Below are 23,446 nucleotides of genomic sequence, written 5' to 3' on the forward strand. Positions count from 1 at the left end.
GTTTTTTCCCATATGCAATTTTTCCTTATTTATACTTTAAAGCCGGACATCAACTGCCGCAGCTTGCTGGACATTACATTCAAATCCTCAACGGAATTTGTAATTTCCTCCATAGAGGCCAGCTGCTCTTCCGTGGCTGCACTGACGCTTTGGGTTCCACCTGCCGTTGTCTCCGTGACCTCCTGAATTCTGCGGATTGCATGAACAAGCTCTCCTGCTCCGGAGTCCATCTGTTTAGTTGCAACAGTGACACTCTGAATTTGTTCGTTCAATTCGCCGACGGATTGCTCAATATCCTTAAAGGCTCTCTCGGCTCCTTGTGCCACGTTCATGCCCTCGGTCACTTCGCGGGTGCCCTGCTCCATGACGCCGGCCAAATCAACAATATCCTGCTGAAGCTCATGGACGAATTGTCTGATTTCGACGGAAGAGTTTGAGGCCTGATCAGCCAATTTTCGGACCTCAGCCGCTACAACCGCAAAACCTCTGCCATGCTCACCTGCCCGAGCGGCCTCAATGGAGGCATTCAAGGCAAGCAGTGATGTCTGCTCTGCAATTTCGATTATGATCTGTCCCATCGCTCCAATGTTGGAGGCCTTTTCGCCGAGCGCCCGCACCGATTGCGCAGATTGATCCACGCTGGTGCGTATGCCTTCCATCTGAGCCAGCGTATGTATAAGTGCCTGTTCCCCTTCAGCCGCAAGTTGGTTCGTCGTTGCTGCCAATCCGGAGACGCCTTGGGCGGCATGCGCGATATGTTTCATGCCTTCCGCCATGTCCGTTACCGTAGCTGTCGTTTCCTCCGTATCCTGAAGCTGGTTTTCTACCCCCGCCGCCAGCTCTTCCATAATCCCAGAGGTTTGCTGAGAAGCTTGACGGATTTCCTCGGTCGTGGAGTGCAGCGTCGAAGCTGCGACACCAACTTTGCCAGCCGTATCCTGCACCTGTACAACAAGCACCCTGAATCCATCAACCAGTTTATTGTAGGCGTCGGCTACCGCCCTGATCTCATCTTTCGTAGTAATCTGTAATCGGGTAACCAGATCACCACCGCCCTCGGCAATCTTTAAAAGTTGTTCGCTCATCTGATTCAAAGGACGAATCGAGCGAATAAGAAGATATCCCTGTATCGCAAAATAAGCGATACCTGCTATACCGATCAACATGATCACCATGTTCTGAAATCTGCTGCTGTCCGCAATCTGGTCAGCCTGCTTAGCCAAGGCTTCATTTTTATGCACCGTAAATTGGGCGATAAGCGTACTGAAGGAATTACGCACTTCCCGCTCCTTGCTAAACGCAGCCTCATATACCCGGAACGGCACAGCCTTGTAAAAACCGGTGTCATACCCTAATTTGTTTAACACCTCAGTCACGGCCTCGGTGTATATGACATACCCTGTTTCGATCTCGTTAAATACCTTTTGGTCTTCCTCAGCCGTCATCAAGCCTTTGGTTTCAGCCATGAGTTTGGCAACGGACTCCTGTTTCGCTTTCAATGAATCTGCAAAGGTCGAATCTCCGGTCAATAGGTAGCCCCGCTCATCATTAGAGACACCAGTCAATAGGGTCTCCAATTGCGTCAGGTTATAAATGACCTTCTGATCCACTTCAATAATTTCGCTGAACCTCTTCTCCGTCATGTTCGAAGTGATGAACGCGATGATTACGATAACCACCGTAACCGTTGCAAGAATCGTAGACGAAAGAATTAATTTTGTTTTTATCTTCATCCGCAAGCACCCGACCTTTGATATAAGTAATATACCCCCAATCCTTTTTTCGTCAAATTTGTGTCCAAAATGAATAGACTCGGCGGTCGAGAAAGCACTTATTCCGAAAATTATTGAAAAAAATTATTAATCACCGGTCAAATCATGATAAATATTGGATAACTCCCTCCTTATGGTATAACGTATATTCCCTAGCTCTCCCTTTATTGATTTCCGTTTTTTTCCTTTGCTCTGAAACATGGTTTGGTTTTCATATATCAATTAAGAAAAAAAGGCCTGCCTGAGTCTTTGCTCAGACAGACCTTTACTCATTTAATCTTGATCCGGTATAAAGTGGCTTTTTTTCCCGATATGATACACATGAAGTTTGTGCATGGCACGCGTACATGCGGTGTAGAACAGCTTGCGGTCGCTTTCGCGATGGTACACATCCTCAGAGCCGTTATAAATGATCACCGCGTCGAATTCCACGCCCTTGGCCAAATAGGCAGGAACGACAAGCGTTCCTTTCTCAAAAGCCGGAGTGGTTTTGGCAATTAATCGTGTTTGTATATCTGCTGACAACTGCTCGTGTACGCGTCTACTCTCCTCTTCTGTCCGGCAGATCACCGCGACGTACTGGAATCCCTGTTCATGAAGTTCACGGATATCAGAGACAATCGCTGCATGCAGGTGTTTTTCATCGTTCACCGCAACCACACGCGGAGCTTCGCCGCTTCGATTAAATGGAACGATCCGCTCCCCGCCCGGTATCATCTGCCGCGTGAAATCAACGATTTCATACGTGGACCGGTAGCTTTGCGTCAGATTGATAACCTCCGTATCCTCCTTGCCGTAAAGACTTACCAGATTTTCGAGATTGCCGAGTGCCTCTCCATGTGCATAAATCGCTTGATTAAGGTCTCCCAGCACCGTCATTTTCGCTCGTGGGAACAATCGCTTCAGGAATTCCAGCTGGAATCCGGAATAGTCCTGTACTTCATCAACAATGACGTGTCGAATCGACGTGTTCGTGCGGAAACCTTGAAGCAGCTCCTTCAGATAGAGGAACGGTGTCGCATCCTCATACAACAGCGATTTGTTGTCCAGTGACGCAACGGTAAGATTGCAGATTTCTTCCCAATAATCCGGGAGCATCTCCAAATTTCCGGCCGCCCGGCGAAATAACGATTCATCCGTATATAGTTTTCGATACATGCCCTTCACATCCACATAACGGAACCGCTTGATCCAGCGTCTGACCGGCTTGAGCCGATTGCTGATGACCATTTTGGCAAGGACGTCCCTTTCCTTATCGAAATCGTCAAACGTGTCTGCCTTCCGGTTTTGCTTACGTCTCATCGTTTGAAAGGCCCGTTGGTAATCCTCCGTATCCAGCAGCTGGATTTGCTCCTCCACCCACGGGGCGTCTTTTTCGCTCTGAGCAAACTCCGACAGGCGTTTCAGCATCCACTCTTTCATGAGGTCGATACGGCCAGCAAGCTTAACCGCCGCATCATAACCATAGAACTGCGCGGACATTTCGTCGGAGCTAACGATAACCTTACCTTGGAATACGACCGGCTTAAAGAGCATCCCGTCCTGTTCCAGCAGCTCCTTGTATCGTCTGATGGTGTCCAGATAAGCACCCGAGGATTTATAGGATATACTCTGAAGCCGTGCCCGGTAACGCGGCGAATCGTCCGCATTCAGCAGGGTTTCCGTCTGCGTGAACACGTCTTCTAGCTCAAACTCTTTGCCGAGCCGATGCTCCAGATAGGACTGAAAGGTCGTCTGCTGCATATTGTCCTCGCCAAGCTCCGGAAGCACCGTGGATACATAACTGTTGAACAGCGGGTTCGGTGAGAACAGAATCATCTGATCGGCCCGAAGCGTCTCCCGGTACTTATACAACAGATAGGCCACTCGCTGCAGTGCCGCTGAGGTTTTGCCGCTGCCAGCAGCCCCCTGAACGATCAGCATGCGGGTTTTGTCGTTTCGGATGACGGCATTCTGTTCCTTTTGAATTGTAGCTACGATGCTCTTCATCCGATCATCCGCGCTATGGCTGAGCACCTGCTGGAGCAGCTCGTCCCCGATCGTTACACCGGTATCAAACAATACCTTGATCTCGCCGTCATGGATGACGAATTGGCGCTTAAGCAGCATTTCGCCTTTGACCGTACCCGAAGGCGTTTCATATTGGGTCGGACCGGGTGCCCCGTCATAATACAAGCTTGATATCGGAGCCCGCCAGTCGTAAACCAGAAACGTCTCCATATGTTCATCCAAAAAAGACCCTGTCCCCAAATAAATGGTTTCCGTCTCCGTGGTTCCATCCTCTTGAAAATCAATGCGTCCAAAGTAAGGGGATTCCACAAGTTTTCTATACTTTTTAAGCAGCTTGCTGGATTGCAGATGAGCATGCTCACGTTCCGCGAGCACCTGCGACTGCTGTCTCAGGTTGGTGGACGTTTCACCCAAATCGTCCGGGTTGCTGAAGTTGACCGTTACTTCGTCCCAAAAGTCTTTCCGCATATCAATAACGACTTCACGGATATCTCCAACGCTCGCTTCCAGCTGAGATATTTTATTACCGATTTTCGTTGTCACTTCCGTTACCCGTGCCTGTTCTTCTTTCCAATCCTGTTCGCTGATAGCCATTTGTTCATCCCCCTAATATACTGGTTGACAGCGCAAGTTGCCTGTGTTATAATACAATTGTGATATTCTAACCACGAATCCTGATTTTAATGACAAATCATTGCTAATTATAACAATGAGCCCCGTATAATTCAACATCGAATTTCAGAACCGACCCACCGGGCGGTTTTTTTTGCGTTTATATACAATACCATTCCCAAAGCTCACTGCCAAGAGAAATCATCATAAATCCTGGTGCATGAAAACAGCCGATCAAATATGGCATCTTGATCGGCACCCTCATGGTGAACGTCACTTATTTACGCAGCCACGAGAACAAGGCTTCATCCTGCTCTTTATCATCCGCAACGCGGCTGATATGATCCGCTACACGGTTCAGCCGGTCAAGCTGATATCCGTAATCATACATGGAGGCAGCCACTACTGACAGCCGAAGCCCCCCGGCATTGGCGCCTGGCCCGCACATCACCTGCTCCATAAACGCTTCATTGTTCTCCGCCATGGTCTCAGCTTCGTCCTCATTCGGTTTCAGTTTATCTTCGAATTTCCACAAGATATGCTCATGGTACTTCATTAACCGCTCTAGATTATGATCAAACTTCTCGTCGATTTCTTCGGATCGTTCCGCCTGAAAATAGTGGTTCTCCACCGCATCCAGCACTTCATACCCCTTACGAAGGGATTGGAGCAATTGCTTATACACCACTAGCTGTCTTGCTTGACTGTACTTGGCCCGCTTTAGCTTCCTCTGCTCTTCCTCAAACAAATTGTATTTGTCGGACAACGATTTGATCGCCGATTCCAGCTCCTTCTTCTCCGCACGATACACCGAATCCTTCATTTCATGAGAGATGGCCGTGCGCAGCAGAAGTGACATTTTGCCAAATACAATATGAATCCGCGTGATGTACTGTTCCTTGGGTTTCGGGGGAAACACAAGAATATTGATAAGAAATGCAGATATGATACCAATAATCGTCAGAATAAAGCGATTGAGTGCAAAATCCCATTGACCTGAAGCTTCCATCACAGATATTACCGTGACGAGCGTAAGTCCGATGGTCTCACCCATATTCAGCTTCATACAAATCATAATCACTAAAACACACACCAAACCGACGGAAATAGGCTGATTCGATAAAAAGTATCCTCCGAGCATCGCCAGAATCGCACCGAGCGTACTGGTCTGCAGCTGGTCCAGGAAATATCTCCACGACCTGTATATGGATGGCTGCATTGCAAAAATCGCGGCTATGGCGGCAACAACAGGGGATTTAAAGTCAAAGAGCATGGCTAAATAAAGAGCCAGCGTCACGGCTAAGCCGGTTTTGAACATTCTTGCTCCAAACGCCACAGACAGCCCTCCTTACCGAACCCAATTTCACATCTATGGATACACACCATGATACATACTCCTCCGTTTGAACCGCTATTACATGAATTACCCTTGCGCTTCCAATGTTATGCAGTTTCTGATCCAATCCTATCTTCCGGGTTGGCCCGCTTCCCCATCCTCTTCTCGTAAGATCGGACCAGAAATCCAAGCCAAGCGCAAGCAGCCAAATATCCGCCAAGAATATCGCTTGGATAATGGACCCCAAGATAGACTCTGCTTAGTCCGATGCCCAGAATCATGACGACGGAGATGGATATTAAAGTCCCTCTCCCCGCCCTGCTGTCGATATGTCTCCACAGCAAGTAAGCCAACACGCTATAGAACGAGAAGGCAGCCATGGAATGTCCGCTGGGATAACTATATCCCGTAATTTCAATTAAGCGGTGGATGTCAGGCCTTGCCCGTTGAAAGACCCATTTTAATAATACATTCAGAATAGATGAACCGAAGACGACCACAATAAGGAGAAGGATCTCCACGCGGTGCCCCAGTACCCAATATAGCACGGCGATTACAATCAGACATAACATAATCACCGGTCCGATAGAACCTATAAACGACAGCCCGATGGCGATATCCGTGATAAGCGGCTGCTCCCAGGCTTGTACCGTTGTTATGATCGCCATGTCAAACGTTTCCAGGCCTTGCCGCTTTACCAAAGCTGCCAGCGTGACAAATCCTATGAGGCTGATCATCGATATGAGAAAAATCCAGCGTTGTCTTCCTGAAGTCGGGTGTAGCTTCTGTCCGCTCAACTCTCTTTTCTCCTTTGCCTTTGTTTCGAACCCGTGTCAATTGGTGAAAACAAGATAATATCATTTTCCCGAGATAAAGGAAAGTACATTTGGGATATACATGAAATATTCCGTAGTCTATGTCAAAATCGCAATGATTACTCTTTCAAGGAAATTTTTACCGTAAAGGAGCATGTCCACATGAAGATTCTCGTTGTCGGTGCCAACGGCCAAATCGGCAAACAGCTTACACATCTGTTGCAAGACCATGAAAGATATACCGTGAGAGCAATGGTACGAAAAGAGGAACAGGCCGCCCCATATCAAGCTGCCGGAATAGAGTGTGTTCTTGCGAACCTGGAAGGATCGGTCGAGGAGCTTGCTGATGCGGCGAAGAATTGCCAGGCGGTGGTATTCGCTGCCGGCTCAGGCGGAGCTACCGGATACGACAAAACCCTGTTAATCGATCTGGACGGAGCCGCAAAAATGATCGAAGCCGCCGAGCAGGCATCTGTTTCGCGTTTTGTAATGGTAAGTGCGATTGGGGCCCATCATCGGGAATTTTGGAATGAGGAGATCAAACCGTATTATGCCGCCAAGCATTACGCGGATCGCATGCTTCGTCAGAGCAGCCTCACGTACACCATCATTCGTCCAGGAGGACTTACAAATAGACCCGGTACCGGTCGTATTACCGCTGCGGAGGATATCCAGGGCGGATCAATTCCGCGCGAGGATGTAGCACGAACGATTCTGTTATCTTTGGATGAAGAAAATACCTTCCGTCGTTCCTTCGATCTGATTTCAGGAGATACTCCTATATCCGAAGCTTTATCCTCCATTTAAAGAGAATGCCTTTGCCAAAAAAATCGCCCCTTAGTATAAGCGGTACGGTTGTATCCGCTCATACTTCAGGGGCGATCTTTCAGTTCTGGTTGAATAATATAACCAGCTCACAATAAAGGCAGTCCATGCCAACGCAGCGCATAGATCGTGAATTGCTTCGTCAAATTAGCTTTTGTTTTGTTATCTTACGCGCCTGTCTTCTGCAGCATTTGATTCCGCAATATATCTTTTACCGCATCCACAGCTTCTTCCACCCGGTCCACCGCGACAACGATAGGCGTGCTTCCCTCATATTGACTGAAAGAGTGATTATACTTGGGATCATAATAATGCTCGAGCAGCAGCTGTATTCCCTGAGCAAATCGACCCTCTTCCAACGACTTGCCGATTTCCGCGGCGATAGGTGTGTGGATCCTGTTTTTGATTAATTGAAAGGCCGCCAAATATTGCTCTTTAAAAGCGGCAGGGTTGTAATCCTCCAGGATCTGGCGAACACGTTCCGCCATCGGCAGTTCCAACACGATGGCTACCCCCGACTCCTTCTTCTTCATCAGGAAATCGGGAACGGCAATTTTGCCGATCCGTTTGCTCTCCGCCTCAAATAACAAATACGGCGCAGATTCCAGTTGCTTCAGCCGCTCAACCAATCCCGAATCAAACGTCTTCTGATTATTCGCCTGGAGACCGATATGTCCAAAGATCGAGCCGCGATGTCCTGCCAGCCCTTCCAGATCCACGACCGGGTAGCCTTCCTGCTGAAGCTGTTTAAGCACTGCGGTCTTGCCTGTGCCTGTCAATCCATGAAGGACAAATGCTTCTGCGTCCAGACTCTTATGCTCCAGCGTATCCAGCACATACTTCCGGTAAGCCTTAATCCCGCCCGTAATTCGGTTGACATGGATATCCATTAAAGAGAGAACGGTTGCGGCGGTCCGACTGCGCATGCCGCCCCGCCAGCAATAGACCGCCTTATCCCCTTCGATCTCCTTGAATTGCTTCACAAAGCTCGGGAGCTTAGCCGACATAATGGCAAGTCCACGCTCTTTAGCCGCATCCACGCTCACCTGTTTATAAATCGTCCCGATCTCCGCCCGTTCTTCATCATTGAAGACCGGAATGTTCAGACTTCCCGGAATGGTGGAATCCCTGTACTCCGAAGGGGAACGGACATCAATCAAAGTAATCTTCTTCTTGCTTTGCAGTTCCATTAATTCTTTTACGGTGATGTCTTGAAACATGTCTGTTCGCTCCTTTATTGATACAAAACCCGATTCCCTTTATAACTCAACGACAATGCGATTCGGATGGTTATCCACGACCTCACCGATTCTTCCTGCTTCCAGACCCGCATGGCGAAGCTCTGACAGAAGCTGATCGGCCTGCGAGCCATCAACCGCAATGAGGAGTCCTCCTGAAGTAACGGCATCGCACAATATCCACTTATCAATCTGGTCCATGCTGTCCGGGAAATCCACGTCGTCCTTCACGTGATCATAGTTGTTTTTTGTACCGCCTGGAATAACACCACCATCGGCCATCTCTCGAACCCGCTCCAGAATGGGAACGGAAGGTTTAGAAATTCGGATCCCCGTGCCGCTTCCTTTCGCCATTTCAAGCGCATGGCCAAGGAGACCGAAACCAGTCACATCCGTGCACGCATGCACCTCATAAGGTTCCATGAGCTCGGCTGCCGTTTTGTTCAATGCCGCCATCACGGCGGTAACTCGGCGAATCTCCTCATCGCTTAACAAATCTTTCTTGATGGAACTCGTCAGGATACCCACGCCGATTGGCTTGGTCAAAATCAATGCATCGCCTGGCTTAGCACCGGCATTGGTCCTTACTCTGTCCGGATGGACAGTACCTGTAACGGCAAGGCCGAATTTTGGTTCTTTATCATCGATGGAGTGCCCGCCAACCAGGGTTACCCCCGCTTCCTTCAATTTATCCCCCGCACCTCTCAAAATATCCGTCAATACCTGCTTGTCCAGCGTTGAGATCGGAAATGCCACGATATTCAAGGCAGTCAACGGCTTGCCTCCCATGGCATAAATATCGCTGATGGCATTCGCTGCAGCCACTTGTCCAAAATCATAGGGATCATCCACAATCGGCGTAAAGAAATCGACGGTCTGAACCATAGCCAACTCATCCGTGAGGCGGTATACGCCAGCATCATCACTTGTATCCAAACCAACCAATAAATTGGGATTCGGCTCGGCTTGCGGGAGCTTGCGAATGACCTGTGCCAGGTCCGCAGGTCCGATCTTGCATCCGCATCCTCCTTTAGAGGAATACGAGGTTAATTTTATTTTCTCCGATTGACTCATAACGGGTCTTCCCTTCGTCTTAAGAGTTAATTTTAACAAAACACATGCAACAACCCCGGCGTGGATGCATAAAAAACGTCTCATCTACCCCGGGGATACTCTGATATTTGTCCGTTTACTAACACTTGTGATCACACACAATATCTATATTATAAGAAATCGGCTGCTCCAAGTCTAATGGTCTTCCTATTTCTTGCAATTACCGGGAATATCTTTCTTCGTTCTGTCCACAATGTGATATACTAATTGATTGGATATGTAAATCATTTCACAACGCATCGGGGGAATATAGATCATGAATCACTCAAGCGACGGCAGAATGGCCTTTGATCATTCGGATCGCAGAAGAACCATCTGGTTCATCACCATCTTCATCATCATTGCAGCAACAGGGCTAACCTACGTAAAATGGTGGCCTTATTACGATAAAGCGCTCAAAGCTATTATGGAGCACAGCATTGGCTCTTCCATATTAGGCCTGGACCCGGGCAATGCCGCGCCTTCTTGGCAAGCAGCCTGGGAATATGCGGTCACGTATTTTAAAGCAGTTTGGAAAGCGGCGGTGCTCGGTATCCTGCTCGGGACCTTGATCCAGTCGCTGCTGCCCTCCCAGTGGCTGCTCCGCGTACTTGGCAAAACCACCTTCGGCAGCACGGCGATTGGAGGAATCGCCTCCATTCCGGGCATGATGTGTTCCTGCTGCGCAGCACCGATCGCGATCGGTCTGCGTAAGAAAAAGGTGTCTGTAGGCTCCGCCCTCGCGTTCTGGATCGGTAACCCGACCATCAATCCGGCGACACTCGTGTTTATGACGTTTGTTTTGTCATGGAAATTCACCGCGCTGCGTTTGATCTTCGGCATCATTCTGACCTTTGGCGTCAGTTATCTGGCTAACCGCTTTGCCAAAGAGGCGAATCCAGTAGAGATTGACGCGCCAGAGAGCACTGAACAACTAGATGAACGTCCGCTGTGGAAACGCTGGTTCGCCAGCATCGGTCATATGATTATTCGGGTGGTACCGGCTTATTTTATCGCTGTGCTTCTCCTTGGCGCCCTGCAAGTGTGGATGTTCCCTCATTTGGGAGCTGCTGCTGGAAACACGCTGCTGGCCGTCATTTTCTTCTCCGTGATGGGAATGCTGTTTGTCATTCCAACCGCAGCGGAAATCCCGATCATTCAGGCCTTTATGGCCGCGGGCCTCGGAGCGGGCCCGGCCGCAGCGCTGCTTCTGACCCTGCCGGCCATCAGTCTTCCATCTCTTCTCATGGTGAGACGCTCATTCCCGAGGAACGTCATGTGGTTTGTTGTTGCTGCCGTGGTCCTGCTTGGAATTATATGCGGTATAGCGGGAATGCTGATCCTGTAGGCCCAGCTCCAACTTTTTCGATTATCTTTTCAATTTTTATTTTTTCTTAAGGTAAACCCTTGGCTTATCTGGTAAAGTGATTAAAGAATGAACCAACTCATTATTACATGCAGTCGAAGGGAGTCAATCATTAAATGAAAGATAACGATTTGCAGCCAAACCATCCGGGGCAACCCGAGGATGAACTAGGACAAGCCCAAGAGAAAGAGAATAACCAACAAGATCCGGGCAGCTTGTCTAATGAAGAAGAAAGAATAGATTCAACCTATCCTGAGTCGATCGAGCTTCACAAGGATGAGAACGAACAGCCTGCACTCATGCATCCAACAGGGGATCAACCGCTTAACGATGAACAGTCCCCTGCAGGTGGCGGCGGCAACGGAAGCAAAGGTTGGATGATCGCTTCGCTGGTATTGGCGGCAGCGTTAATCGTCGTCCTGATTGTCCCTCCGTTTGCCAAGGGATCCGGCAATGAAGCTATAGCTAAAGTCAATGACGTTAACATTACCAAGGATAATCTATACAACGAGCTTGTCAGCGCAGGCGGCAAACAAACACTCAATTCCATGATCACAGAGGAATTGATTCAGCAGGAGTTGAAGAAGAAATCCATTACGGTGACCGATGCTGACGTCAATAAAGAAGTGGATACCTTGAAGGGAAGTTTCCCGTCCGAGGATCAATTCAATAGTGCCCTTCAGCAAAGCGGCATGACGCTCGATGACCTGAAAGAGCAAACCAAAACCCAGGTCGAGCTCAAAAAACTGATGGCCGACAAAATCAAAGTCACCGATGAAGAAATTAAAGAAATTTACGACCAAAACAAAGAAAGCTTCGCTACGCCTGAGCAAGTTCGCGCATCCCACATCCTGGTCGAGACCAAGGAAGAAGCCGAAGCCATCGAGAAGCAGCTGAAGGAAGGCGCCGACTTTGCAGCGATTGCCAAAGAGAAGAACCAAGATGCTACGAAGGAAACCGGCGGCGACCTGGACTTCTTCGGACGCGGCCAGATGGACCCTGCATTTGAAGAAGCAGCGTTCAAATTGAAGAAGGGAGAGATCAGCGAGCCTGTGAAGAGCTCCTTCGGTTACCACATCATCAAGGTTACCGATCGTAAAGCAGCCACGAACCCTACCCTGGAAGATAAGAAGGAAGAAATTCGCAGTCAGCTTGAGAACCAGAAGGTTTATTCCGAATCCACGGCTTATATTCAAGAACTGAAGGATAAAGCAACCATCACCAATACGCTGGAAGAAACTCCGGCTAAAACGCCAGCAGATCCTGCAAAGGAAACACCGGAAGCACCTGCTGCACCATAAATATTAGTCCAAGCCCCTACCCTTGAGGTATGGGCTTTTTTTAATTCGAAATAAAAAGTTCTTTAAACCCCAGGGAAAACATGTTAGAATGTAAGCGTTATCAAATGTTGATCTTGGAAAAGGGGGAAGCAGAATGATGAAGCACGTATCGGAATCCCGCAACATGTATGAGGACTTCGTGGTGGAGACAGACATTCTGTTCTTTAAAACCGGATCGCACGGTTTGGTCAGCTTTCACGGCAGAAACTATAACATTAAAAAGAGAATGACTGCCGAAAAAATCGCATCCCTGCTCTCCGGTAAACAGTTCTATCATGTCGGCGGAAACTGCTACGTTAACGTAGACAAAATCACGACGGTAGAACAAGGCATCGTTTACTTTGGGGAGAAGGCACCTTCTGCCAAACATCTTCGGATTCCGAGATGGAAGCAAGAGTCACTCAAGCGCCTTGTCGCTGAAGTAAAACAGCCTGTTTGAGAGCAGCGCTCTCTTCAGTATCAGGCGTCAAACACAGAAGATCCCGTATCCGTTAACCGGAAGCGGGATCTTTTGGTTTACAGGGTTAAAGCTTCAGTTTTTTAGCATTGACGATGTACAGATGCTTCAGCGGCATTGCACCGTTTCTGTACTTCCGTGCACCGGATTCAAACAGAACGTACAGATCATTACCCCTCATCGCAATATTCTCGGACATCGGAGGCATCGTCAGCGGCGTAGCCGCAGCCTTTCCCTTTGCTCCACGAGTATATATGAGCAATTTGCTTGCATTGTTGCGGCCGCAGGATTGGCTGTACACAACGCGTGATTTCGTCACGACCGCCCCTTGTATACGGTCAGGTGTACTCCATATATAGGTCGCCTTCCGATTCGACGGGAAACCGTCGCTGGAGGTCAATGGATAACCTCGCAGTTTGCCCTTAGGTCCCGGCGCACACTGTTTGCCTCCTTGATCCTCACCATCCATATATTCGCCAATCCATAGAATGCCGTCTGAATACGTGGCATAGGATGCTTTATGGCCGAGCGCATATGGAGTCATGACAATATTGCTGTAATCTTTCTTGCTGCTAATTGTACTCAGCGGAATTTTGTACACATTTTTGCCGGACGCTACCCACAGATGATTTTTGCTAACCGCAAGCCCTCCGACATGCCCGGTATGCTTTTTGCTGCCGCTCTCATACAAATAGAGTGTTTTGATACGTTTGCTGGTTTTGCTGCTTGTAATCGAGATGCTGCTGGCTTGATTGTTGTCCTTATTGCCCCAATAATGCGAGATAATAATCCAGTTCTTGCTCGGAACGAGAGCCAGTCCTTGCGGAATCCACTCCTTGGTCCCGGAGTAACCAGGAATAGGAGCGCCCTTTTTGCTGATATCGAAAAACTTTTTGTACTTCGAGCTGGCTGCTTCGACCTCTCCGGGATGAACAAGCCCGCTTAAGCTGAAGATCAGCACTAAGCTAAGCAGGAGAAATGCATAACGTTTGGTTCCCTGTCGTTTACTCACAATGAATACACCTCTCTTCCATCGTCATAACCTATAACGGTATGATTTTCACCTTGCTTACCTACTTAAATGTATGTATTCTGGTCTGGTTGTACCTGATGATCGATAGGGATGCAATGGTATGATCCTACCCCTAACTTGCCCCATATTATGGTAATATCAAATTAAAGGCTTATGAACATAGAGAGGATGATTGCGCATCAATCCCTATTTTGATCCGAAATATCCGAAAGTTTTTACTGCTTTCTCCATTGAATATTGGATAGCCATTATGGTATTTATCGCCCTTAGCTCGCTGTTGTACCTGTTCAGGACTACAATCGCCTCCAAGCCTTCTTTGCAAAAGACCGTGAGATGGGGGCTGCTTGCTGCACTTTCGTTACCCGAAGCCTCCCTTCATATCTGGTATGCGTCAACGGGAATATGGGACCCTGCCACTTCGCTTCCATTGGAATTGTGCAGCTTGACCCTGTTTCTCTCCATCGCCATCCTGCTTACGGATGAACGCCGTCTATATCCGTTAGTTTACTTTGCCGGAATTGGAGGGGCCTTGCAAGCTATATTAACCCCCAATCTGGGTTACCCTTTTCCCCACTTCCGGTTCTTTCATTTCTTCGTTGTCCATATCGCGATCATATTGACGGCGTTGTACATGACATGGGTTCGAGGATACCGTCCAACCTGGAAATCCATTGCCTGGACGATGGTCTTCCTGAACGTATCCGCAGTCTTTGTTGGTCTGGTCAACCTCGCTGTCGGCTCGAATTATATGTTCCTGATGCACAAGCCGGACACGGCTTCGCTGCTAGACCTGCTGGGACCGCATCCCGTATACATCCTCGTTGAGGAGCTCATCGCACTCGCGCTGTTTATCCTTATGTATGCCGCCTTTTTTGTCATTCCGGATCGCTTGAAACGCAGTCGCCGCCGTAAACAAGAACAAACACCTTTTTCTTCGGCTGGCAGTTGAAGAAGGAGTCCTATAAATATAAAGCGTATGGATTGTAAACGCCCTGTGTATTCGGGTGCGGCAATCCATACGCTTTTTTTCAGGGAAAAGCCTAGACTAATCCTTAATCCTTAAGATACAGCCTGGAGGTTGCTTCCCAAATTTCGCCCGGAGCCAAACCGAACAAGCCGAGATCGTCAGCCGGCAAGTCCACGTTCGGTGCATTCACCAGGTTGATCTGTGGTTCGGGACAGAAGAACTTCCGGGATGCCTTGTTGTTCCATACCATCCACTGCTTATACGAATTGCCGACATCATAAACGAACGTTTTACCAAGCTTGGTATCCGTCAATTCCATGCGGTTTCTGCCATTTTGCGGAACGGCCGTGTAATGGTTGTCCATCGAATCGAAATAAGGATTTACGCCGCTTGTCCGAAGCAGTTCTTCTTCTGGCGTCAGAGTCTGGAACTTGCCAGTCGGCAGCATCCGCTCACTCATTTCCCACCGCTCGCCCATGGTAATTCTCACGACGCAGTCATCAGCCGTGCTCCCGGGTGCAAACGGAGCGTTGATCGCCGTGTGGAAGGCTAGCAGGCACGGCATGCTGCCGGTACCCAGATTACGGATAAACACATGCTGGGCCAATCCATCCTGATTCAGTGTATAGCGAAGCCGGAAGGTGAACTGGTGCGGAAGCATGGCATACACGGGATGATTCTCATCAATGGTGACCGAAACTACCACGTAGCTTTCAGCCTCGCTGCTGCCATACTCCTCCACACTCCAGGGAATCGTATGTAAAAAGCCATGGAGGTGGTTGCCCGTCTCTTCTTCATTGATTGGGAACTGATAGGTTTGTCCATTCCATGGAAACCGGCCGTCCTCATAACGGTTAGGCGGAAAGAGAACAGGAATGCCGTGAACGCCCGGATTGGATTTGAATGCTTCCATCTCGCCTGCTTCCGGTTCGCGGAGGAACCGGTAACCGCTTTCGTTATCCCTAAAAGCGATGAGATTGCCTCCGATTTCGGGCAATATCGCCGCTTCGTAAGGGCCGTGCTGGAGCCAAACCGCGCGCTCTCCGTGATATGATCCTTCATACGCTTGGTGGTTCATCGGGTCATCTCTCCTCTCAAGTGTGAACGTATATAGATTATCATACCAATGCCCTTAACTTCTATATTTGAGGAGGGATAGTCATTAGAGTCATCCGCTCCCCCCTCACCCCGTTTGTTTAAAATTACATACCGGTTAAGACGTAAGTTTCGTTTTAGAAGAGTTTTGCAAAAGTGGAGCCGGGGCCGATTGATCGCTTGCTGCAGGCTGTGTGGCCGAGACCAACTCCTCATCCAGTTCCTTCGTGTATTCGAGTGTCTGCTGCTCGCTCCAACCCAGTACCGTAGCCATATAATCGATCACAGGCAGCTTCCATTTTCTCGTCCAATCGATATGAAATAACAGGGAACCCGTGCGACGGATGAAAAAGTCGGCCGGCTTCGCTGCCATCTCATGCTGAATCGCATACATCAGAGGTACCAGCACCGATACCGGAAGCGCCGCTGCTTCCGCCTGTTCGGAGCCCTCCTTGGCCAAGCGGAACAATTCCGACACGTTGGAGCCGTACGTTCGCGCCCACTGCTCGGCGAGCTTACGGTCGATTCCTTGCGCGGCGCCGATCTCCGCCTGTTTGCGGACAAAATCAGGGAATTGGGCCGAGCCGCCAACCTGACCGCCGGAAATCGGCAGATTCTTCGTTACGCAGGCACCATACGCTTTCCCGCCGCTTTCTTGGATCCGTCTCGCAACCAGGTCGACGACGGTGCCGGCCATTTTGCGATAGCCGGTCAGCTTCCCTCCGGCAATGGTAATCAGGCCGGACGGGGACTCCCAAATTTCATCCTTTCGTGAAATTTCGGACGGGCTTTTGCCTTCCTCCAGAATCAGGGGCCGGACTCCCGCCCATCCCGATTCAACGTCTGCCGGGTTTAGCTTCACGCCAGGGAACATGTAATGAATGGCTTTCAATATATAATCCCGGTCCTCCACCGTGATCAAGGGACGTACGGGATCGGCCTTGTAGACCGTGTCGGTGGTGCCTACGTAGGTCTTCCCGTCGCGGGGAATAGCAAACACCATTCGGCCGTCAGGTGTATCGAAGTACACCGCTTGACGAAGCGGAAACTTGGATTGATCGATGACCAGATGAACCCCTTTGGTCAGCTGAAGCATTTTCCCCTTCTTGGACTTATCCATTTCGCGCACCTGATCCACCCAGGGCCCTGCCGCATTTACGATTTTGGTTCCGGATACAGACTTTTCCTTTCCACCCAGCATATCCCTCACGGTGATACCGGTGATTCGTCCATTTGCATCATAATTCAATGATTCGGCCTTCGCGTAATTGAACAGAACCGCCCCTCTAGCGGCTGCCTCCTTCATGACCTCCAGCGTCAGCCTGGCATCGTCCGTCCGGTATTCCACATAATAACCGCCGCCCTTAAGGCCCTCCTGCTTCAGAAGCGGCTCCCGCTTCAGTGTCTCGGATGCAGACAGCATGGAACGCCGTTCTCCCCGCTTTACGCCGGCCAGGAAATCATACACCATCAGCCCGATAGAGGTGCTGAACCTCCCAAAGGTGCCACCCCGGTGTATCGGCAGGAGCATCCACTCCGGCGTGGTAACATGCGGCCCATTCTCATACACAACAGCCCGTTCTTTGCCAACTTCGGCCACCATGCCAACTTCAAACTGCTTCAAGTACCGCAGTCCCCCATGCACCAGCTTGGTCGAACGGCTGCTCGTTCCTGCGGCAAAATCCTGCATTTCTACCAACAAAACCGACATCCCGCGGGTGACCGCATCCAGCGCAATCCCCGCACCGGTTATGCCTCCGCCGATTACGATCAGATCAAAGGTTGCCTCTGCAATTTCTTGAAATCGATGTCTGCGCTCCAAACTTGAAAACGACTGTACCTGCTTCACAATGAATCCCTCCCAGTATGATTTACCCTGTTTTTATCTATCGTTACCCTTCCAATGAAAAAAGACAGCAAAAAAGAGACCACGAAACGCGCAGTAACAAACCCCATATCATGAGGTATTCCGCGCCTAGTGGTCTCTCCAAGTCTCCAGACATGTATTCACTTAATGATCATTATACCATAGAAAATGCTAATGAAAAGCCATTGCCGCATAAACGGCTTTTTTCCAGCCGCTGTATAATTGCTCCCTTACGTCTTCCTCCATGGTTGGCTTGAAGCTTTGCCCCATGCTCCATTTGCTGCAGATTTCCTCCTGATCCTTCCAGAAGCCGACAGCGAGCCCCGCCAGGTAAGCGGCACCGAGTGCCGTTGTCTCCGTAATGTTCGGCTGTTCCACCGGAACATTCAGGATGTCGCTTTGGAATTCCATGAGAAACGTGTTGGATACAGCCCCTCCATCCACCCGCAGGGATGTGATGCCATAGCCGGAATCTTCTTCCATCACGGATAGGACATCCCGAGTTTGATACGCAAGCGACTCCAGTGTTGCACGGATGAAATGCTCCTTCGACGTGCCTCGCGTCAGGCCGAATACGGCCCCTCGGACATCGCTGTTCCAGTATGGACTGCCGAGTCCGACAAAAGCTGGCACCACGTACACGCCATCTGTTGAGTTGACCCGACGCGCATAGGGCTCACTGTCCTTCGCCTCGCGGAACATCCGAAGACCGTCGCGCAGCCACTGGATCGCCGAGCCGGCCACGAACACACTGCCCTCAAGCGCATACTGTACACCGCCATCCAGTCCCCAGGCGATCGTGGTGATCAGCCCATGCTCGGATTTTACGGGCTGGTCGCCGGTGTTCATCAGCATAAAGCTGCCGGTTCCGTAGGTCGTCTTCACCATGCCTTCCGAGAAGCAGGTCTGCCCAAATAGCGCCGCCTGCTGATCGCCGGCTGCTCCGGCAATTGGAACCTCGCGACCGAAGAAATGATAGGAAACGGTATTGGAATATACCTCGGAAGAAGGCCTGACTTCGGGCAGCATGGCCATGGGGATATCTAGGAGTTGCAGGAGCTCCTCATCCCATTTCAATTCATGAATGTTGTAGAGCATCGTTCGCGATGCGTTGGAATAATCGGTCACGTGCGCCTGGCCTCCGGACAGCTTCCAGATCAGCCAGGTATCGATGGTCCCGAATATAATGTCTCCGCGCTCGGCCCGCTCACGGGCACCGTCTACATGATCGAGGATCCATTTGATCTTCGTTCCCGAGAAATAAGGATCAATCAAAAGTCCGGTCTTCTCCCGAACCATCCCGTCATGTCCGGCGGCAATCAGCTCCTCGCAGATGCCCGCCGTCTGGCGGGATTGCCAGACAATGGCGTGGTATATCGGTTCGCCACTATTCCGATCCCATACCACGGCCGTCTCCCGCTGATTCGTAATTCCGATTCCGGCAATCTGATCCGCCTTCACGCCCGCTTCGGATAAGCATGTCGCAATGACCGCAAGAATGGAGCCCCATATTTCATTGGCATTCTGCTCCACCCAGCCCGGCTTGGGAAAATACTGCGGAAACTCCTTATGAGCCGAGTGTACGATTTCTCCTTCCTTGTTGAACAGGATCGCGCGCGAGCTTGTTGTTCCTTGGTCAAGCGCCAGAATGTACTGCTCCAATCAACTTCTCCCCTTCCGCATATGCATTTAACCAAAGATAACGTGCAGGTGGAAACGTTGTCAAATCCATTATTCCGTAAGCGAGAAACCTAGCAAGTCCTGCAGCAGGACTGAGGCCGCACCCATTAGCTTGTCTTCCTCGCCAAGGGAGGCCAAACCGAATACCATGTCCTCCTTCAGAATCGGCAGCGCATGCCGGTCTATATAGCTGCGCACCATTTCCAGCAAATTCGGATTTCCATGCGCCATATCCCCGCCCAGGATTAGCGCTTCGGGATTAAACATATTGACCAGATTGACGATGGCTGCTCCCAGAAGCTCAGCCACCTCCTCATTCAGATCCTTTGCCAGCTTGTCCCCTCTCCGAAGAGCTTCCTTGAATACGAACGGAACAATTTTACTGTAATCTCCCCCGCTGAGCTCCTGGATTAGCGTCGGTCTCCCCGTTGCGATTGCCGTAATAATTCGCGAATACACGGCCATCCAGCTGATGTAACTGTCGAGGCAGCCTACATTGCCGCATTCGCAGCGGATGCCGCTGCGGTTTACGCTCGTATGCCCGAATTCGCCGGCACCGCCATGCTTGCCCCTTAGGAGATGATCGTTAATTAAAATACCGGAACCAAGCCCGTCGCCAATGGAGATATAAATCAGGTTCGCAAATGCGTAATCGCCAAATCGGCGTTCAGCCAGTACAACGGAATTCATATCGTTCTCCACCCAGGTGCGCAGTCCATAGCGTTCTTCAATAATCCGTTTCAACGGAACATCGGTCATGCGAAGTTTCGTGTTATAGTGCACCAGGCCCTGACTATCACTCACAATACCCGGCACGGTAACGGAAATCCCGACACACCGCTCTAAGTCTTCTTGGCCTGTCATGAAATTGTCCATCAGGCTCAGCAGCCGCTCGATAACGGCTTCTCCTTGGAGCCCGGCTAGAGGATGCGTTTCCTTCTGGAGCACCTTCGCCTCCAGATTCATGCGGGCCAGCATCATAACCGAATTCGTTATCGCTACAGCGAACAAATAATGATTATCCGGATTGAATTTAAGCAGAATGGGTTTTCTCCCTCCGCTGGAGGAGCCCGTTCCAATCTCGGAAACGTAGCCTTCCTTGATGAGTTCCTGTACGGCTGAGGCGACCGTGGAGGGACTCAGCTTGTTTTTTTTGGCCAGATCGATTCTGGATATGGGTCCCTCTGTGCGGATCTTGTTCAGCACCATGGACCGGTTTAATGCCTGAATCAGCTTATGGTCACCTTTTTTCATATTGTTCAAGCAAGCTCAACCTCTCTATCGTTTCTTCGCATAGTGCGACTTTCTGTATCGGAAAAATGAGGATAGAATCACTATAACATGTTCCAGAACTGAATAAAAACTTATTCCATTACTCGAAATAAGATGTAACGTTAGATCTCATGCTGATTCTCTCATATTGTGAAAAAAAGAATTTAAATGGATTTGAAATCGCTATCTTGAAAAATAATCGACGGGATTATATAATCTTTCGCAATAGAAGCTGGTTGTTCTGTCAAGAAAGATAGCATATCGATGTTAACTTTTTTCGACTTATGGAATAACTATTGCTTTTTACATCACTTACATAAAGGGGGCGCATATGGGGTCCGCTTCACTTCGAACAAGCCGTACGACCAACCACGCTTGATCAAAAACCATGTGAATTCAAGGAGGGTTATCTGATGAAAAAAAGAATGTCTGTCCTGATTTCGGTATTATTCGTGTTCACCGCGTTACTCTCTGCTTGCGGAGGCGGCAATGCCTCTGGAGGAGAAAACGGCAAGAAGGTCATCAGCGTCGCTCTATGGGACGAAAATGTGCGGGACACGCTGGACAAGTCCATTAAAATTTTCAATGAGAAGCACCCGAATGTTGAAGTGAAAGTGACTTACACCCCATGGGCCGATTATTGGACCAAGCTGAAAACCAGCCTCGCCGGCAACAGCGGTCCTGACGTCTACTGGATGAACGGTCCTAACTTTCATTCCTATGCCTCCTCCGGTCTGATCAAAGACCTGTCTCCCCTAATTGAGCAAAGCGGTCTGGACACCTCGGTTTATACCGAAGCGCTCGTCGATATGTACACCTATCAGGGTAAACTTCACGGACTCCCTTACTTCCAGGATTCCGTTGGACTTTTTTACAATAAAGAATTGTTTGACCAAGCAGGTCTGCCTTATCCCGACAAGAGCTGGACCTGGCAAACCGTCGAGGAGAACGCAGCCAAGCTGACGGATAAATCGAACGGCATTTATGGCTTCATCGCGCCGATCGACAGCCAGATCGGATACTACAACTTCATTGCTCAAGCGGGCGGATACGTCATCTCGGACGATAAGAAATCATCTGGATTCGATACACCCGAAGCGCTATCGGCCTTCCAGTGGGAACAGAGCTTGATTGAGAAGGGTTATTCCCCAAGCGCCCAGCAGCAGCTTGAAACGAAGTCCCGCCAATTGTTCGGCTCCGGCAAGGCCGCTATGTTCCCGGGGATTTCGGTTAACTCCCCCGAGTTGTACAAGCTTCTCGGCGATAAACTCGGTGTCGCTGAACTTCCTGCCGGCAAGGAAAAGGCATCGATCGTTCATGGACTCAGCTGGGCCATCAACGGCAAGACGAAGGTCGAGCAGGAATCCTGGGAGCTGATTCAGATTCTTTCCGGCAAGGAAGGTCAGGAATTACTCGCCGAATCTGGATTCTCGATGCCTGCATACAAAGGCACGGAGGGCGGCTGGCTGAAGTCCATCCCATCTCTTGATCTACAGGTGTTCGTGGACAGCCTGGAGTTCGCCGTACCTTATCCCGTATCCCAGAAAACGGCAGAGTGGCAAGACGCTGAAGTCAAGGAAATTCAGGCGGCTTTCCTCGGAAAGAAATCGTTTGAAGAAGCACTGAAAAATGCCGGCGAACAGATGAATGCGATCCTTGCGACAGAAACGAAATGACAAGCTGCCACGCCCAATACGGAAATTAAGAAAGGACGGTGCAGCCTGTGAGCTCTCCCATCACCGTGACCACAGAACCTCCTAAAACAACAACCAAGCGAAAAGTTGGGAAACTTGCCGTACACGAAGCTGTCTGGGGGTATATCTTCATTCTTCCTGTTGTGCTGGGCCTCGGTCTGTTCTATATGGCACCTTCCGCAGCATCTCTGTTCCTGTCGTTTACGTCGTGGGATGGATTAACTTCACCTCAATTCATCGGATTCGATAACTTCGCAAATTTGATGAAGGACGACAAATTCACCGGTTCCTTGCTCAACACGATGCTGTATACGGTCGGTACGGTGCCATTATCCGTTGCACTCGCAACGGTGCTGGCCGTGCTCTTGAACCAGAAGATCAAAGGCATGGTCTTCTACCGCACCCTCTATTTCATTCCCGTGATCACCATGCCGATCGCGGTCGGCATGGTATGGAAATGGTTATACAACTCCGAATTCGGATTGATCAACCATGTGCTGGGCGTCATGAACCTGCCGCAGCCCAACTGGCTGTTCGATGAGCGATTCGCCTTGTTCTCCATCGTGCTTGTCAGTGTCTGGAGCAGCATCGGATACAATGCCGTCATTCTGCTGTCCGGTCTGCAGGGCATCTCCGGCAGCTATTATGAAGCGGCTTCGCTTGACGGAGCGGGGACGTTGTATAAGTTTTTCCGAATTACACTTCCTCTGCTCACGCCCAGCTTGTTCTTTGTCTTGGTCATGTCCTTCATCAATTCGTTCCAGGTGTTTGACCTGATCTTCATCATGATGGATCAACAGACCACGATGCTGGAATCCACCCGAACGGTTGTATACAGCATCTGGGAAGATGGCTTCAAATACTTCAACATGGGTTACGCTTCAGCGCAGGCCTTCATTCTGTTTATCGTTATTCTGATCATCACCATGGTCCAGATGTATATTCAGAAACGCTGGGTCCACTACCAATAACAGG

Annotated in this window: 18 protein-coding genes; 7 read left to right on the forward strand and 11 right to left on the reverse strand. The window is 49.7% G+C overall.

The features are described from left to right. Positions 1-29: 29 nt before the first annotated feature. From MHH48_RS23555 to MHH48_RS23570, 4 genes are all read right to left on the reverse strand, one after another. Entirely contained in the window at positions 30-1,733 is a 1,704-nt protein-coding gene (locus MHH48_RS23555; RefSeq protein ID WP_076325055.1) for a methyl-accepting chemotaxis protein, read from the reverse strand. 312 nt (positions 1,734-2,045) lie between these two features. Then, complete coding sequence (gene helD, locus MHH48_RS23560) at positions 2,046-4,376, reverse strand: RNA polymerase recycling motor HelD (RefSeq protein WP_076325056.1); 2,331 nt, start codon at positions 4,374-4,376, stop codon at positions 2,046-2,048. 295 nt (positions 4,377-4,671) lie between these two features. Next, positions 4,672-5,730, reverse strand: coding sequence for an aromatic acid exporter family protein (locus MHH48_RS23565; RefSeq protein ID WP_076325057.1), 1,059 nt, complete (start codon positions 5,728-5,730; stop codon positions 4,672-4,674). 107 nt (positions 5,731-5,837) lie between these two features. Beyond that, positions 5,838-6,527, reverse strand: a complete 690-nt coding sequence (locus tag MHH48_RS23570) for a phosphatase PAP2 family protein (protein WP_076325058.1) — start codon at positions 6,525-6,527, stop codon at positions 5,838-5,840. A gap of 180 nt (positions 6,528-6,707) precedes the next feature. Here MHH48_RS23570 and MHH48_RS23575 point away from each other — a divergent pair, with 180 nt between their 5' ends. Next, positions 6,708-7,352 carry an SDR family oxidoreductase gene (locus tag MHH48_RS23575; protein WP_076325059.1) on the forward strand — a complete coding sequence of 215 codons (645 nt, stop codon included), beginning with the start codon at positions 6,708-6,710 and terminating at the stop codon, positions 7,350-7,352. Between the two features lie 185 nt (positions 7,353-7,537). Here the strand turns inward: MHH48_RS23575 and mnmH are convergent, their stop codons facing one another. Continuing rightward, positions 7,538-8,590 carry a tRNA 2-selenouridine(34) synthase MnmH gene (gene mnmH, locus MHH48_RS23580; protein ID WP_076325060.1) on the reverse strand — a complete coding sequence of 351 codons (1,053 nt, stop codon included), beginning with the start codon at positions 8,588-8,590 and terminating at the stop codon, positions 7,538-7,540. A 39-nt stretch (positions 8,591-8,629) separates the two neighbouring features. Further along, a complete protein-coding gene (gene selD / locus MHH48_RS23585; protein ID WP_076325061.1) occupies positions 8,630-9,682 on the reverse strand; it encodes a selenide, water dikinase SelD in 1,053 nt (350 codons plus the stop codon). 295 nt (positions 9,683-9,977) lie between these two features. On the opposite strand from selD, the gene MHH48_RS23590 reads away from it, so the two are divergent. From MHH48_RS23590 to MHH48_RS23600, 3 genes are all read left to right on the forward strand, one after another. Further along, positions 9,978-11,048: a permease gene (locus MHH48_RS23590; protein ID WP_076325062.1), complete on the forward strand. Its 1,071-nt coding sequence runs from the start codon at positions 9,978-9,980 to the stop codon at positions 11,046-11,048. Positions 11,049-11,182: 134 nt separating this feature from the next. Further along, the gene (locus tag MHH48_RS23595) at positions 11,183-12,367 is read left to right on the forward strand and encodes a peptidyl-prolyl cis-trans isomerase (protein WP_076325063.1); all 1,185 of its coding nucleotides are present in this window, start codon (positions 11,183-11,185) and stop codon (positions 12,365-12,367) included. Positions 12,368-12,500: 133 nt separating this feature from the next. After that, entirely contained in the window at positions 12,501-12,845 is a 345-nt protein-coding gene (locus MHH48_RS23600) for a LytTR family transcriptional regulator DNA-binding domain-containing protein (RefSeq protein ID WP_009590070.1), read from the forward strand. 85 nt (positions 12,846-12,930) lie between these two features. Here MHH48_RS23600 and MHH48_RS23605 read toward each other — a convergent pair whose 3' ends face one another. Continuing rightward, positions 12,931-13,875, reverse strand: coding sequence for a hypothetical protein (locus tag MHH48_RS23605; protein ID WP_256720745.1), 945 nt, complete (start codon positions 13,873-13,875; stop codon positions 12,931-12,933). Positions 13,876-14,068: 193 nt separating this feature from the next. Here MHH48_RS23605 and MHH48_RS23610 point away from each other — a divergent pair, with 193 nt between their 5' ends. Then, positions 14,069-14,845, forward strand: coding sequence for a TIGR02206 family membrane protein (locus MHH48_RS23610; RefSeq protein ID WP_083659786.1), 777 nt, complete (start codon positions 14,069-14,071; stop codon positions 14,843-14,845). Positions 14,846-14,948: 103 nt separating this feature from the next. Here the strand turns inward: MHH48_RS23610 and MHH48_RS23615 are convergent, their stop codons facing one another. The 4 genes from MHH48_RS23615 to MHH48_RS23630 all read right to left on the reverse strand — a co-directional run bounded on the left by MHH48_RS23615 (position 14,949) and on the right by MHH48_RS23630 (position 20,759). Beyond that, the gene (locus MHH48_RS23615; RefSeq protein ID WP_076325064.1) at positions 14,949-15,941 is read right to left on the reverse strand and encodes an aldose 1-epimerase; all 993 of its coding nucleotides are present in this window, start codon (positions 15,939-15,941) and stop codon (positions 14,949-14,951) included. Between the two features lie 135 nt (positions 15,942-16,076). Beyond that, a complete protein-coding gene (locus MHH48_RS23620; protein ID WP_076325065.1) occupies positions 16,077-17,807 on the reverse strand; it encodes a glycerol-3-phosphate dehydrogenase/oxidase in 1,731 nt (576 codons plus the stop codon). 189 nt (positions 17,808-17,996) lie between these two features. Beyond that, positions 17,997-19,487, reverse strand: coding sequence for a glycerol kinase GlpK (glpK, locus tag MHH48_RS23625; RefSeq protein ID WP_076325066.1), 1,491 nt, complete (start codon positions 19,485-19,487; stop codon positions 17,997-17,999). A 69-nt stretch (positions 19,488-19,556) separates the two neighbouring features. Then, positions 19,557-20,759: an ROK family transcriptional regulator gene (locus MHH48_RS23630; RefSeq protein ID WP_076325258.1), complete on the reverse strand. Its 1,203-nt coding sequence runs from the start codon at positions 20,757-20,759 to the stop codon at positions 19,557-19,559. A 431-nt stretch (positions 20,760-21,190) separates the two neighbouring features. Here MHH48_RS23630 and MHH48_RS23635 point away from each other — a divergent pair, with 431 nt between their 5' ends. Both MHH48_RS23635 and MHH48_RS23640 read left to right on the forward strand, forming a co-directional pair. After that, entirely contained in the window at positions 21,191-22,453 is a 1,263-nt protein-coding gene (locus MHH48_RS23635) for a sugar ABC transporter substrate-binding protein (protein ID WP_076325067.1), read from the forward strand. 47 nt (positions 22,454-22,500) lie between these two features. After that, the gene (locus MHH48_RS23640; RefSeq protein WP_076325068.1) at positions 22,501-23,442 is read left to right on the forward strand and encodes a sugar ABC transporter permease; all 942 of its coding nucleotides are present in this window, start codon (positions 22,501-22,503) and stop codon (positions 23,440-23,442) included. The last annotated feature ends 4 nt before the right edge of the window (positions 23,443-23,446 follow it).

Origin of the sequence: Paenibacillus sp. FSL F4-0100 (assembly GCF_037993005.1) — a bacterium.
Classification (GTDB): Bacteria; Bacillota; Bacilli; order Paenibacillales; family Paenibacillaceae; genus Paenibacillus_AQ.